Below are 13,240 nucleotides of genomic sequence, written 5' to 3'. Positions count from 1 at the left end.
GTCAGGCCGAGTCCTCCGCGCGCACCTCGGCGAACACCCCGCGCACGCGCGTCCCGTCCGAGGCCTCCCAGGCGGATGCCAGGTGGCCGACAGCCCCTTCCGGGCACACGCCGACGCCGTCCGCGGCCTGCAGGAGCACCCGGTGCAGACGCAGCGCCGGCCCGTCCTCCGCGGTCAGGACGGTCCCCTCGGCATCGTCGGCGGCCGCGACCGTGTCCCCGAGCACCCGGCCGTCGCCGTCGTACGAGCACGCCACTTCCAGGTCCGGGGTGTCGCTGAGACTCTGCGCCTGGGCCTGGACCTTTCCCCGGATCACCGCGCACAACTGCGCGACCGCCACCGGGTCGTGGCACGCGTCGTACACCCACCGCTTCCCCAGCACGCCGTGCTCCAAGGTGCCGACCAGGGCACTCTCCGCCCCGTCGAGCGGCGCGGCGCGGTAGGTCATCGGCACGAGGTAGGCCATCGCCTCCCTGCGGGACGTGTCGGTGACGACCATGAACTCGATCCCCACCTCGCCCTCCGGGTCGTCCAGCCGAAAGCCGCCCGCCTTCGCCAACTCCGGCTCACCGGTCCCGAGGTACCAGGACCGCGACGGAAGCCACTCCGCGAGCAGCTCCAACTTGGTCGGCTTGAGTTCGGTGCGGTGGATGACAGCCATGCCGGACGACCTCTCCGTGTACGCGTACGGGTCCCCCAACCTAGCCACTCGCCGCGCTCCCGTCCGTCACAGGGGCTCGCCGGTGAAGTACGCGGCGGTCTCCTGGTCGGCCGGGTAGTAGGCCTCGATGGTGATTTCGGCGAGGGTGATGTCCAGCGGGGTGCCGAAGGTCGTGAGGGTCGAGAAGAGGCGCAGTTCGCGGCCGGCGAAGCGGACGACCATCGGGGTCAGCACCTCGGAATCGACCGGGAGGGGCGCCTCGCCGGCCGGCTCGAGGGTGAGGAACTCGTCGTACAAGGCGGCCAGTTCGGGGTCAGGGGCGATCGCGAGCCGGCGGGCGGTCCGGTTGCGGAACATGGCTCGTGCGTCGGCCGGGTCGGCCAGCATCGGGGCGAAGCCGCGCGGGTCCAGGGCGAGGCGGATCATGTTGACCGGCGGCCGGAGCAGTTCGGGGTCCACGGCGGCGAGGAACGGTTCGAAGGCGCGGTTGGACGCCACGATGTTCCAGCGCCGGTCGAAGACCAAGGCCGGGTATGGCTCGTGGGCTTCCAGGACGCGGCCGACCGCAGCTCGGGCGGCGGCCATCTCGGTGCTGCCGAGGGGGCGTTCGGCGTAGCGCGGGGCGAAACCGGCGGCGAGCAGGAGCCGGTTGCGCTCGCGCAGCGGGACGTCCAGCCGGGCGGCCAGGCGCAGCACCATGGCGGCGCTCGGGTTGGTCTTTCCGGTCTCGATCAGGCTGACGTGGCGTGCCGACACATCGGCGGCGATGGCCAGGTCGAGCTGGCTCAGCCGCCGCTGGTGCCGCCACTGCCTCAGCAACTCTCCGACGGTGGCTGTCCGCATGATCACCGAGGCTACTCGCCTCGGCGCCGGACGCCATGAAATGCCATGTCATCGACAATCCCCGCGGTCCCGGGTGAGGCTCCTGCCATGACCACAGCGCATACGACCACCGACAACAAGGCCGTCGTCCAGCAGGCGCTCGCCGCGCTCCTGGCGTCCGGGGACGTCGACGCCCTGGCGTCGGTGCTGACCGACGACTTCGTCCACCACCGCCCGGACGCGTCCGCGGGGAAGGAGGAGTGGCTGGCAGCGGTACGTGCGGCCTACGGCCACATCGCCGGCATGCAGGTGGACGTCGGGCACATGCTGGCCGACGGCGACCTGGTCATGCTGCACTCGCGCCGCCGCCTTCCGGAGGGCGGGCCCGAGATCACCGTCGTCGACATCTGGCGGTTCGCCGGCGGCCGGATCGCCGAGGCCTGGGAGATCATCGAACCGACGGCCGAAGCGGCCGCGCACATGGCGTGGTGGGCACTCCCTGCCTGATTCGTCCGACCCATGTGTGTCTGAACCATCCGCGCGCGGACCGACGGTCAATCCGCCTGGCGGATATGTGCGCGTGCTTCCTCGATCCGGGCGGCGATGGCGTGCGCATCGGCGGCCCGCGCGAGTGCGTCGGCCTCGGCGAGGATCTGCAGCGCATCGTCGCGGCGGCCCTCGGCGGCGGCGATGTAGCCGAGGCCGATCATGTTGGACGCGACGCCCGCGGGCCGGCCGGCCTTCCGGCGGAGCTCGGACGACCTCGTCAGGTCGTCGCGGGCCTGCTGCAGGCGGCCGGCGAAGTGGTGCGCGATGCCCAGGTGGCGCAGGGCCTCGGCCAGCGTCTCGACTTCGTCGGCCTGTTCCGCAAGGTCGCGGGATTGTTCGAGGTAAGGCACGGCCGTGGCGTCGTCGCGCCGGATGACCTGGTGGACCAGGCCGATCCAGAGCAGCGCATCGGCCTCGCCGCGCGTCTGCCCGAGCGCGCGGTACAGCGCCAGTGCGCGTTCGAGCTCAGGGAGTTCTGCCGGGTCTTCGACCGGGTCGGCATCGCGCTCCGCGAGGAAGCGGGCGTGCCGGATCCGGCCGCGGGACATCGCCAGGTCCGCTTCCAGGGCGTCGAGTTCGCGGTCGGCCTGGTCGAGGCCGGAATGCTCGCCGGAGAAGACGCTGCGTTCGTAACGCGATTTGGCCCGTTCGAGCCGACCGTCCACGGCCATCGTTCGCCCCCGTGATCCTCGAAGGGACCACCGATGCGGCCCCGGAGATATGTCGGACGAGCCTATGGCGGGTTCCGGATGGGAGGGAACGCCGAGGGCGGAAACAGTCGAGGTCCCCGGGTCGGGTGACCCGGGGACCTCGTGGTGGTGTCCCGTCCTGTCCTGCCGATCGCTCGCGGCGGCCGGGCGGGGCGCGTGCGCGTCACCGGGCTGCCGACTCGGCGAGGGTGCGGACGGTCTCGGTGGTGCGGTACGCGGCAACGCGGCCGGCGTCGAGTTCGAGGCGGCTACCGGTGAACCGGCTGCGGATGCGGCGGTCGTGGGTGACCACGACGACCGCGCCGGGGTACTCGGCGAGCGCGGTTTCGAGTTCCTCGACCAGGGCCGGGGAGAGGTGGTTGGTCGGTTCGTCGAGGAGGAGCAGGTCGACGGGGTCGGCGACCAGGCGGGCGAGTTCGATCCTGCGGCGCTGGCCGTACGACAGTTCGCCGACCCGGCGGTGCACGTCGCGCGGGCCGAACAGGCCGAGGGAGAGCAGGTGTTCGGTGTGGGTGTCGAGGTCGCCGGGGCGACCGTGGGCGAATGCCTGGACGACGGTGAGCCCGGCGGCCCAGGGGGTGCCGTCCTGGCGCAGGTGTCCGACGCGGCCGCGGGTGCGGACCGTGCCGGCGTCGGGGCGCAGTTCGCCGGCGAGTACCTGCATCAGCGTGGACTTGCCGGCGCCGTTGGGCCCGGTGACCAGGAGGCGTTCGCCTGCGTGGATGCGCAGGGATGCCAGGTGCAGGCGGCTGCCGACGCGGATGCCGCCGAGGTCGGCCACCGCGGTGGGGATGACGGTGGCGTCCGGTCGTGTGTCGGCCGCGGCGATGCGTGCGGTGAAGGCGAGTTGCTCGGGCGGTGGTGCGGCGGGGTCGCCGAGCAGCCGTGCCACGCGTTCCTTGGCGTTGCGGATGCGTCCCATGGCGCCGTGGCCGCGTCCTCGGGCCCGGAAGGCGCCGTGGCCGAAGACCGCGAGCGGGGTCTTGGCCGGGATGGCCGCCATGCGGGCCGTGTTGGCGGCCACCAGGCGGCGGTTGCGGGCCAGTTCGGTGCGCCACTGCTCGTATTCGAGGAGCATGCGGCGGCGTTCGGCGGCTTTGGCGGCGAGGTAGCCGTCGTAGCCGTCGCCGAAGCGGGTGACCTTGCCGTCGCCGACTTCGAGGATGGTGGTGGCCACGCGTTCGAGGAACACCCGGTCGTGGGTGACCGCGAGCACGGTGCCGCGGTGCGCCCGCAGGTGGGCTTCGAGCCACGCGACCGCCTGGTCGTCGAGGTCGTTGGTGGGTTCGTCGAGGAGCAGGAGTTCGGGCCGTGCGGCGAGCGCCGCGGCCAGGGCGAGCCGGGAGCGTTCGCCGCCGGACAGGGTGCCCAGAATCCGGGCGCGGTCCAGTCCGGGCAGGCCGAGGCCGTGCAGGGCGACGTCGACGCGGGTGTCGGCGTCGTAGCCGCCGCGGGCCTCGTAGCGGGCGACGAGGTCTGCGTACGCGTCCAGCGCGGCGGGCAGTTCGGCGTCGGACGCGTCGCCCAGGGCGGCCTCGGCGCCGGCGATGCGGGCTTCGAGGCCGCGCAGGTCGGCGAGGGCGGCGTCGACCGCGTCCTGGACGGTGGCGGTGGGCGGCAGGTCCAGGGTCTGGGCCAGGTGGCCGATCCCGCCGGGTGCGGCCACGGTGACCTCGCCCGCGTCGGGCCGCTCCGCACCGGCGACGAGGCGGAGCAGCGTGGACTTGCCGGCGCCGTTGTCGCCGATGATCCCGGCCTTCTCACCGGGGGCGACCGCGAACGAGACGGCGTCCAGGACGACGTGATCGTCGAAGCGGCGGGTGACACCGTGCAGGGACAGTTGGGAACGGAGCATGGAGGCTTCTCCTTGTTCGCGGCGGACCGGGCGGCGTGCGGCAGTGACTGCGGCGCCCGTGGTGGTGGTGGTCGGGCTGGGGACTACAGGGGTGCGCATATGAGCGGCCTTCCGATTGACGAGTGAGATGAGACGTTGCGTCTCGCTTCTTGAAAAGCACTCTGCGGCATCTCGGAGCCCCTGTCAAGACGATTCGTCTCGTCTCGCAGAATTTCCTCGACGCAACGGTCCGGCGCGCGCGAAACACCCTGGGCAAACCACCGCAAATACGCCGTCAAGCGCGGCCTGGTACCCGATGATCGGATCTCCGGCGACGGCGGCGAGGAGACGATCCGTGACAGCGCAGCTTTCCGCGCAGACCGGCCAGGACCGGCATGACACCCACTGGTGGGCGGAAGTACCGCCCGTCTACGGCTCCGCCGTCATGGCCACCGGCATCGTCTCCATCGGCCTGCACCTCACCGGCTTCGAACCGCTCTCGAAGGTCCTCATGTGGATCGCGGCAGTGGTGTGGGTGGTGCTCGCGGTCGCGTTCGCGCAGCGGCTGGTCCGCGATCCGCGCGGCTGGTCGCAGAGCGCCGACACTCCCCCGGCCCTCACCGCGGTCGCCGCGACCGCGGTCCTGGGCACCCGGCTGACGATGTTCGACTGGTACGCGGTCGCCGGCGTGCTGCTGGTGATCGCCGCGGCCGCCTGGCCGGTGCTGCTCATCGCGGTGATCAGGCACTGGGGCCGGCGCATGCCGGGTGCGGCGTTCCTGGTGTGCGTGGCCACTCAGGGGCTTGCCGTGCTGGCCGGGAACCTGGCCCCGAAGGGCGGCGACTGGCTCATGTGGGCGGCGCTGGCGCTGTTCGGCCTCGGCCTGCTGCTCTACCTGGACGCCCTGCGCCGCTTCGACTTCGGCCAGGTGCTCACCGGCGCGGGCGACCACTGGGTGGCCGGCGGCGCGCTCGCCATCTCGGCGGTCGCGGGCTCCAAGCTCGTCGCGTCCCCGCTGTGGACGGGCTGGGCGCACACGACGCTGCGCACCACGACGCTCGTGGTCCTCGGGTTCGCGCTCGCGTGGTACGCGGTCCTGGCGGCCGCGGAGATCTACCGGCCGCGGCTGCACTACGACATCCGCCGCTGGGCAACGGTCTTCCCGCTCGGGATGACCGCGGTCGCCTGCGTCCTGGTGTCCGCGGCGGCCGGCATCGGGTGGCTGGACGACCTCGGGCGCGTCCTGCTGTGGATCGGTTTCGCCGCCTGGACGCTTACCGCGATCGGCTTCGCCCGGGCGCAGTCCGCCCGCTGACCGCGTCCTCACCGGACGCCTGGTCCCCCGCCTCGCGCCACGCGAAGAACGCGGGGCCGTCCGAGGGTTCGGCTTCGCCCGGGTCGTCGTCCCGGTCCGTCCCGGGAAACAGCCGGGCCGCGATGCCGTCGAAGACGCCGCTCCAGATGAGCGCGATGCCCACGACCAGCACCACCCCGCCCACCAGGAACGCGATCATCCCGACGTGCCCGATCCACCCGATCAGGTTGCGTACCGCCTGCGGCTCGCCGCACGCGCAGCTGTTCTGCACAGCGCCCTCCCCCGGTCCGGCTGTCCGTCCGCCCACCTTAGAAAGTGCAGGTCACGACGACATAGCGCGCGGATGACGATGCCATGCAGCCCACCCGACGGGGCCATCCGGGCGAACTCCCGGGCATTCCGTCTTCCCGGGCCCTGCTCCGGGTAGGCGGGCAACACGCAAGCGGGACACCCCAATTACCCACAGCGCGAGGGAGCGGATCCATATGTCGTTCGGCTTCTATCCGGTGATCCCCCTCGCTTCCCAGGGCAAGGATCTCTACCCGCACACGCTGTGCCAGGCCTGCTGGCGCAACCACTACCCGCGGACCCGCTGGCATCCCGCGATGGTGGACACCCGCAGCACCGAGTGCTGCTGGTGCGGCACGACCGACGCGCCCTTCCTCGCCAGCCACTCCGACGACGACATCCCCTGCCGCCACGTCGTGTCCGCGACCTGAGCGGGGCCGCCCCCGGAGCAGGCGGCCCCGCGTCGCTCGGCGTCAGCGCCCCCGGCCGGCCCGGTAGCGGGCGATCAAGGCGGCCGTGGAGGTATCCAGTTCGGCCTCGGCGCCGTTCTCCAGGACCGGTTCGAGGCGCTTGGCCAGGACCTTGCCGAGTTCGACGCCCCACTGGTCGAACGAGTCGATGTTCCACACCGCGCCCTGCACGAAGACCTTGTGCTCGTACAGCGCGATGAGCTGCCCGAGGACGTGCGGGGTGAGCCGGGTGGCCAGGATCGTGGTCGTCGGGTGGTTGCCGCGGAACGTCTTGTGCGGGACGAGCTCCTCGGGCACGCCCTCCGCCCGCACCTCGTCCGGGGTCTTGCCGAACGCCAGCGCCTGGGTCTGCGCGAAGAAGTTCGCCATCAGCAGGTCGTGCGCCCCGGCGAAGGCCTCCGGCAGCGCGCAGGACGGCGCGGTGAACCCGACGAAGTCCGCCGGGATCGTCTTCGTGCCCTGGTGGATCAGCTGGTAATAGGCGTGCTGGCCGTTGGTGCCGGGCGTGCCCCACACGATCGGCCCGGTCTGCCAGTCCACCGGCTGCCCCGAGCGGTCCACGGACTTGCCGTTGGACTCCATGTCCAGCTGCTGCAGGTACGCGGTGAACTTGGACAGGTAGTGCGAGTACGGCAGTACCGCGTGCGACTGCGCGTCGAAGAAGGCGCCGTACCAGACCCCGAGCAGGCCGAGCAGCATCGGCGCGTTCTCCTCGGGCGGCGCGGTGCGGAAGTGCTCGTCGACGAGGTGGAATCCGTCCAGCATCGCGCGGAACTGGTCGGGGCCGATGGCGATCATCAGGGAGAGGCCGATGGCCGAGTCGTACGAGTAGCGGCCGCCTACCCAGTCCCAGAACTCGAACATGTTGGCGGTGTCGATACCGAAGGCCTCGACCTGCTCGGCGTTCGTCGACAGCGCCACGAAGTGCTTGGCGACCGCCTCCTGGCCGGCCCGGAGCTGGCCGAGCAGCCAGGTGCGCGCCGTGGTGGCGTTGGTGATCGTCTCGATCGTGGTGAAGGTCTTGGACGCCACGATGAACAGCGTCTCCGCGGCGTCCAGATCGCGGACCGCCTCGTACAGGTTCGCGCCGTCGACGTTCGATACGAAACGGACCGTCAGGTCGCGCGGGGCGAACGTGCGCAGGGCCTCGTACGCCATCTCCGGGCCGAGGTCGGAGCCGCCGATGCCGATGTTGACGACGTTGCGGATCGGCTTGCCGGTGTGGCCGATCCACGCCCCGGCGCGCACCTGGTCGGCGAAGGCCGCCATCTTGTCGAGGACCGCGTGCACGCCCGGCACGACGTTCTCGCCGTCGACCTCGATCACCGCATGGCGCGGCGCCCGCAGCGCGGTGTGCAGGACCGCGCGGTCCTCGGTGATGTTGATCTTCTCGCCCCGGAACATCGCATCGCGCAGCCCGACCACGTCGGCCGCAGCGGCGAGTTCGCGCAGCAGACCCAGCGTCTCGTCGTTGATCAGGTGCTTCGAGTAGTCGAGGTACAAGTCCCCCACGCGGACGCTGTACCGCTGCCCGCGCCCGGGGTCCGCGGCGAACAGGTCCCGCATATGCGTATCGCCGAAGCGCTTGCGGTGGTCGCTCAGTGCCGCCCATTCGGGCCGCCGGTCGAGTCGCGGAGCAACATGAGCCGAAGTCATGCGCCAAACCTAGTGGAACCACCCGAAACATCCCTGCACCCCGACAACCCGCCTCTCCCGCGCACCGGGCGCCCCGGGTACGCCGGTGCGCTGCGTGCGCCGGGTCCCGGGGGTGCTGTGCCGCCCGGGCCGGGCCCCCTACGATCGACGCGACACGCGAAACCGGAAGGGTGACCGCCATGGGCATCGCGAACACGCCGGGGCGGCGCCGGCACGTCGCCAGGAAGGCCCGTACCGCGGCCGTCGACCTGGATGCGATGCGGCGCAACCGGGCCGGGACGCCGGTGGTCGACTGCGCGCTGTACGAGGACGGCGTGCGGCGGCCCGGTTCGCTGGACCTGCACCAGGCCATGGACGCGGCCCGGGCCTGCCCGGGGAGTTTCGTGTGGATCGGGCTGCACGCGCCCACCCAGGCGGACTTCACGGAGATCGCCGCCACGCTGGACCTGCACCCGCTGGCCGTCGAGGACGCGGTGCACGCGCACCAGCGCCCGAAGCTGGAGCGGTACGAGGACACGCTGTTCCTGGTGCTGAAGACCATCGTGTACGTCGAGCACGACGAGCTGACCGCGACCAGCGACGTGGTCGACACCGGCGAGATCATGGTGTTCGCGGGCGAGGACTTCGTGGTCCACGTCCGGCACGGCAGCGCGCCGCCGCTCAAGGAGCTGCGCCGCAAGTTGGAGGCCGCGCCAGAGCGGCTCGCGCAGGGCCCGGCGGCCGTGCTGCATGCGATCGCGGACCGGACGGTGGACGACTACCTGCGGGTCACCGACAAGATCGCGGACGACTTCGAGCAGTTGGAGTCCGACGTCTTCTCGCCGCACGCGGGAACGAACGACGCCGAGCGCATCTACCAGCTCAAGCGCGAACTCACGGAGTTCAAGCGGGCCGTCATGCCGCTCGCGATACCCCTGGAACGGCTCGCCGGCCTCGAACTCCCGGGCGCCAAGGACGGGATGAGCGCCTACTTCCGCGACATCGCCGACCACCTCGCGCAGACCCGGGAACGCCTGTCCGGGTTCAACGAGTTGCTGGACAGCATCCTGACCGCGAGCCTGGCCCGGGTCGGCATCCAGCAGAACACCGACATGCGGCGGATCGCGTCCATCGCCGCGCTGCTGGCCGTGCCGACCATGTTCGTCGGCGTGTACGGCATGAACTTCGACCACATGCCCGAACTGCGGTGGACATACGGGTACCCGGCCGTACTCGCCGCGATGGCGACGGCCTGCGGGCTGCTCTTCCGGGCGTTCCGGCGCAACGGGTGGCTGTGACTGCGGCACCGACTGGCACCACGTGATGCCAAGTGATGCCATGCAGTGCCACATGGCGCCACACTGTGGCGCCTTCTGGTGGATCGCATTTCCGCAGGTCAGGGCCCTCTTCTCCAGCCGAGCGCGACACTTGACGCCAACACGCTTGCCAATGGCATCATATTGATGCCATGATGGCGCCATGGACTTGACCCCGTATGTCGACAACCTCCGCCGCGAACTCGCGGTGGCCGCCGAGGCCGGCGGCAAGGAAGCCCGTGAGCTGGCCGAACGCCTCGTCGCTCCGCTGGAGTCGGCGACCCGCCTTGCCATGCTCAACGTGCTCTCCGCCGCGATGGACGAGATCACCCGCGACCTCGCCCCGGGCTCCGTCGACGTACGGCTGCGCGGACTGGACCCGGACTTCGTGGTGACGCCGCCGCCCGCGGGCAGCGGCCCCGCGGAACCGGCCGCCGCCCACGCCGAGCCGTTCCGCACGCAGGCGCCCGCCGACGGCGACGACGGCGGCACCGCACGCGTCAACCTGCGGCTGCCCGCCCACCTCAAGACCCGCGCCGAAGAGGCCGCGAGCCGCGAGGGCCTGTCGGTGAACGCCTGGCTCGTCCGGGCCGTGGCGGCCGCGGTCGACGGCGGCGCACCGCCGCGCCCGAGTGCGAAGAGCCACAGCGTCGGACAGAACTTCCAGGGCTGGGTGCGCTGACCCCAGGCGCGCCTCGCCGCCCCCGCAAGACGGCACAGCCGCAAGGCCGCACACCCGCGAAGCCTCCCCCGAGAAACCTCACCCCACCGCGTCCCACCTGCGGGGACGTCCCACGGACCCATGAGGAGAGCACAGCCATGCCTTCTTTCGACACTCCCGCCGCGATCTCGGCCACCGTGCAGGTGGACGCTGGCTCCGTCCGGTTCACCGCCGCCGACCGCACCGACACCGTGGTCGACGTGCGGCCGCGCGACCCCGGCAAGGACCAGGACGTGCGGTCCGCGCAGCAGACCGAGGTCACGTACTCGGGCGGCGTCCTGACGATCCGGACGCCCAAGCAGCGCTACCTCTTCGGACGTACCGGCACCGTCGACGTGACGGTCGACCTGCCCACCGGCTCGAACGTGCAGATGAACGGCGCCTGGACCCAGGTGCTGGGCGAGGGCCGGCTCGGCGAGGTCCGGGTCAAGACCTCGGCCGGCGACGTCCGCCTCGACACCACGGGCCAGTTGCACCTGACCGCCGCGCACGGCTCCATCAACGTGGCCCGGATCGACGGCTCGGCGCAGATCACCACCAGCTCCGGCAGCATGCGCGTGGGCACCGTCAACGGCTCCGCGGTGCTGAAGAACTCGCACGGCAGCACGACGATCGGCACCGCGTACGGCGACCTGCGGGTGAGCGGCTCGAACGGCGACATCGACATCTCCTGCGCCGAGGGCTCGGTCGCCGCGACCACCGCGCACGGCACCCTGCGGCTGGGCGAAGTGGCGCGCGGCACGGTCCAGTTGGAGACCTCGCACGGCGGCATCGAGATCGGCATCCGGGAGGGCACGGCGGCCTGGCTGGACGTCAGCTCCACGGTCGGCCAGGTCCGCAACTCGCTGTCCGGCGCCGGCTCCCCGGCGAAGGACGAGGAGACCGTGCAGATCCGCGCCCGCACCAACCACGGCAACATCGACATCCTCCGCGCCCGCCCCTGACCACGACCCTCCGTCGCGACGAGGTGATGGACGACGCCGAGTTCGCCAAGGCGTCCGCGAAGTCGCGCAAGCACAACAAGAAGTGGCGCCAGGTCCGCAGGCGGCACCCCCGCCGGCCCAACGGCGTCAGCGCTCCCGGCCGCCCGGCCCCAGGCCGCCCTGGCACAGCTCGACGAGGGCGGCCACGCTTTCCTCGGTCAGCTCGTCGGTGCCGAGCAGCAGGCGGTAGTACAGCGGCGCGTAGAGCAGCTCGACCATCTCCCGTGTCGGCGTCTCCGGCGCGAGTTCCCCGTCCGCGATCGCCTTCTGCAGGCGGCCCCGGCCGGCTCTGGTCCTGACTCGGCGGCAATGTAGCCAGTAGCCGGGAAGTCGAGCGCCTCTCCCCCACGCGGTCGTTGATCGCGTCCAGCGCCGGGCCCGGGCCGGCCGGTGTGCGGTCGCACCGTGGTCGGCGGCCGCACACCGGCGGGACGGGAACCGTCTCCCGGGAGCGCGGGGGCACGACCGGTTCCACACGCCGGGTTCGGCACCGCAACGGCCCGCGGATGGGTCGCGTAACCCGGACGAGTGAACCGACGTCGGCCGGCCGCCGCTGCGTTGCTCCGTCCGGGTGACATCGGATCACCCGTCAGGGTTTCGGGCAATCCGGGAACGCCGCGGCCGCGAAGGTCAGGGCGAGTGCCCGTGACCGGCGGGCCAAGGGAGAGGAGCCCGCACGGTGACCGATTCCATCGACACCCGGCGGCTGGAACAGCTCACGGAGGAGTCCGACGACCTGCACAGCGACGCGTCGCGGATCACGCGCGCGGCGCTGGAGGACTTCGGCCAGGTCCGCGAGGACGTGCCGGCCAAGTCGCGGCGCTGGTGGCGCCCGGGCCTGCTGGGCGGTGCGGCCGCGGGTGCGGTGCTGCTCGGCGCCGGGCGCGCGGCGGCGGCGAACGGCGACGACGTGATGGCGCTGCAGACCGCCGCGTCCCTGGAGAACCTGGCGGTGAACGTCTACACGACCGCTGCCGGGCTGGAGTTCATCAAGAACGGCAACGCGGTCGTCAAGGCGTTCGTCGAGAAGACCACCGCCCAGCACGCCGCACACGCCAAGGCGTTCAACGCCGCGGCCGTCAAGGCGGGCGGCAAGGAGCAGACGCAGCCCGACCCGAAGTACGCGGCGATCGTGCAGCAGGCGCTGCCGACCATCAAGGGCCCCGCGGACGTGGTCAAGCTGGCGATCACCCTCGAGGACGTCGCCGCGCAGACGTACACGAAGAACGTCTCGCAGGTCTCCGACCCGGCGCTGCGGCAGCTGTTCGGCTCGGTCGCCCCGGTCGAGGCGCAGCACAAGGCGGTGCTGCTGGCCGTCCAGGCGCTGCTGGCCGCGAATCTCGCGGACCAGATCAAGCTGCCGCCGGACGCGGCCGCGCTGCCCGCGGCAGCGGGCTCGGTCGGGTTCCCCGACGCCTTCTACCCGACCAAGGACGCCTCCCCGATCACCGAAGGGGCCGTGAAGTGACCCGCAATTCCAGGCAGTTCGAAGGCACCGAAGCCGAACTCGCGGCACTGACCCGCGAGGTCGACGAGGCGCACCGCGCCACCCTGCCCGCGATGTACGCCTCCGCGGCCGAACTCGGCGAGCAGATCCGCGACCGCCAAGGCGCCCTGCCCACCGCCGGTCTGGACCGGCGCCGGTTCCTGCGCGGCGCAGGCCTGCTGGGCCTGTCCGCGTTCGCGCTGGCCGCCTGCAGCAGCGACGACAAGTCCACGGCCAAGTCCACGCCGTCGGCCAGTTCGACGCAGGCAGCCGCCGCCCCGGGCGGCACCTACACCGGGGACCTTCAGGTCGTGGCGCTGGCCACCGCCCTGGAGAACCAGGCGGTCGCCGCCTACCAGGCCGCGATCCAGGCCGCCGGCGCCGGGAAGCTGGGCACCGTGCCGCCCGCGGTGGCGTCCTTCGCCACCACGGCGATGGCCCAGCACGCCG

The 13,240-nt window shown here is 71.9% G+C and carries 14 protein-coding genes and 1 pseudogene; 8 read left to right on the top strand and 7 right to left on the bottom strand.

Translation table 11 applies throughout. The features are described 5' to 3' along the window. Position 1: 1 nt before the first annotated feature. Positions 2-661: a maltokinase N-terminal cap-like domain-containing protein gene (locus LZ495_RS42055; protein WP_235058536.1), complete on the bottom strand. Its 660-nt coding sequence runs from the start codon at positions 659-661 to the stop codon at positions 2-4. Positions 662-727: 66 nt separating this feature from the next. Next, entirely contained in the window at positions 728-1,504 is a 777-nt protein-coding gene (locus tag LZ495_RS42050) for a helix-turn-helix domain-containing protein (RefSeq protein WP_235058535.1), read from the bottom strand. An 87-nt stretch (positions 1,505-1,591) separates the two neighbouring features. Here LZ495_RS42050 and LZ495_RS42045 point away from each other — a divergent pair, with 87 nt between their 5' ends. After that, a complete protein-coding gene (locus tag LZ495_RS42045; RefSeq protein ID WP_235058534.1) occupies positions 1,592-1,990 on the top strand; it encodes a nuclear transport factor 2 family protein in 399 nt (132 codons plus the stop codon). Between the two features lie 47 nt (positions 1,991-2,037). Here the strand turns inward: LZ495_RS42045 and LZ495_RS42040 are convergent, their stop codons facing one another. Both LZ495_RS42040 and LZ495_RS42035 read right to left on the bottom strand, forming a co-directional pair. After that, entirely contained in the window at positions 2,038-2,703 is a 666-nt protein-coding gene (locus LZ495_RS42040) for a tetratricopeptide repeat protein (protein ID WP_235058533.1), read from the bottom strand. Positions 2,704-2,905: 202 nt separating this feature from the next. Then, complete coding sequence (locus LZ495_RS42035) at positions 2,906-4,597, bottom strand: TlrC/CarA/OleB/SrmB family ABC-F type ribosomal protection protein (RefSeq protein ID WP_235058532.1); 1,692 nt, start codon at positions 4,595-4,597, stop codon at positions 2,906-2,908. A gap of 334 nt (positions 4,598-4,931) precedes the next feature. On the opposite strand from LZ495_RS42035, the gene LZ495_RS42030 reads away from it, so the two are divergent. After that, positions 4,932-5,891: a tellurite resistance/C4-dicarboxylate transporter family protein gene (locus LZ495_RS42030; protein ID WP_235058531.1), complete on the top strand. Its 960-nt coding sequence runs from the start codon at positions 4,932-4,934 to the stop codon at positions 5,889-5,891. On the opposite strand, the gene LZ495_RS42025 is transcribed toward LZ495_RS42030, so the two are convergent. Beyond that, on the bottom strand, positions 5,851-6,162 hold the full coding sequence (locus LZ495_RS42025) for a hypothetical protein (RefSeq protein ID WP_235058530.1): 312 nt from the start codon (positions 6,160-6,162) through the stop codon (positions 5,851-5,853). The genes LZ495_RS42030 and LZ495_RS42025 overlap by 41 nt on opposite strands. A 214-nt stretch (positions 6,163-6,376) precedes the next feature. On the opposite strand from LZ495_RS42025, the gene LZ495_RS42020 reads away from it, so the two are divergent. Next, positions 6,377-6,610: a hypothetical protein gene (locus tag LZ495_RS42020; protein WP_235058529.1), complete on the top strand. Its 234-nt coding sequence runs from the start codon at positions 6,377-6,379 to the stop codon at positions 6,608-6,610. Between the two features lie 42 nt (positions 6,611-6,652). On the opposite strand, the gene pgi is transcribed toward LZ495_RS42020, so the two are convergent. Continuing rightward, the gene (gene pgi / locus LZ495_RS42015; protein WP_235058528.1) at positions 6,653-8,305 is read right to left on the bottom strand and encodes a glucose-6-phosphate isomerase; all 1,653 of its coding nucleotides are present in this window, start codon (positions 8,303-8,305) and stop codon (positions 6,653-6,655) included. Positions 8,306-8,484: 179 nt separating this feature from the next. On the opposite strand from pgi, the gene LZ495_RS42010 reads away from it, so the two are divergent. The 3 genes from LZ495_RS42010 (at position 8,485) to LZ495_RS42000 (ending at position 11,265) form a co-directional block, all read left to right on the top strand. Then, on the top strand, positions 8,485-9,582 hold the full coding sequence (locus tag LZ495_RS42010; RefSeq protein ID WP_235058527.1) for a magnesium and cobalt transport protein CorA: 1,098 nt from the start codon (positions 8,485-8,487) through the stop codon (positions 9,580-9,582). Positions 9,583-9,763: 181 nt separating this feature from the next. Next, on the top strand, positions 9,764-10,282 hold the full coding sequence (locus tag LZ495_RS42005; protein WP_235058526.1) for a hypothetical protein: 519 nt from the start codon (positions 9,764-9,766) through the stop codon (positions 10,280-10,282). A 137-nt stretch (positions 10,283-10,419) separates the two neighbouring features. Then, a complete protein-coding gene (locus LZ495_RS42000; RefSeq protein ID WP_235058525.1) occupies positions 10,420-11,265 on the top strand; it encodes a DUF4097 family beta strand repeat-containing protein in 846 nt (281 codons plus the stop codon). Positions 11,266-11,391: 126 nt separating this feature from the next. Here the strand turns inward: LZ495_RS42000 and LZ495_RS45180 are convergent, their stop codons facing one another. Continuing rightward, complete coding sequence (locus LZ495_RS45180; protein WP_235058524.1) at positions 11,392-11,781, bottom strand: TetR-like C-terminal domain-containing protein; 390 nt, start codon at positions 11,779-11,781, stop codon at positions 11,392-11,394. Between the two features lie 202 nt (positions 11,782-11,983). Between LZ495_RS45180 and LZ495_RS41990 the strand changes: the two genes are divergently transcribed. Then, positions 11,984-12,772 (top strand): ferritin-like domain-containing protein, encoded by a 789-nt coding sequence (locus LZ495_RS41990; protein WP_235058523.1) that lies wholly within the window; start codon positions 11,984-11,986, stop codon positions 12,770-12,772. Next, positions 12,769-13,240 (top strand): annotated as a pseudogene (locus LZ495_RS41985) (hypothetical protein); the annotation flags it as partial. The gene LZ495_RS41990 and the pseudogene LZ495_RS41985, both read left to right, overlap by 4 nt.

It is taken from the genome of Yinghuangia soli, assembly GCF_021502675.1.
In the GTDB taxonomy this organism is placed as follows: Bacteria; Actinomycetota; Actinomycetes; order Streptomycetales; family Streptomycetaceae; genus Yinghuangia; species Yinghuangia soli.
The sequence above is the reverse complement of the archived record's forward strand: the minus strand, read 5'-3'. Positions and strand labels throughout refer to the sequence as shown.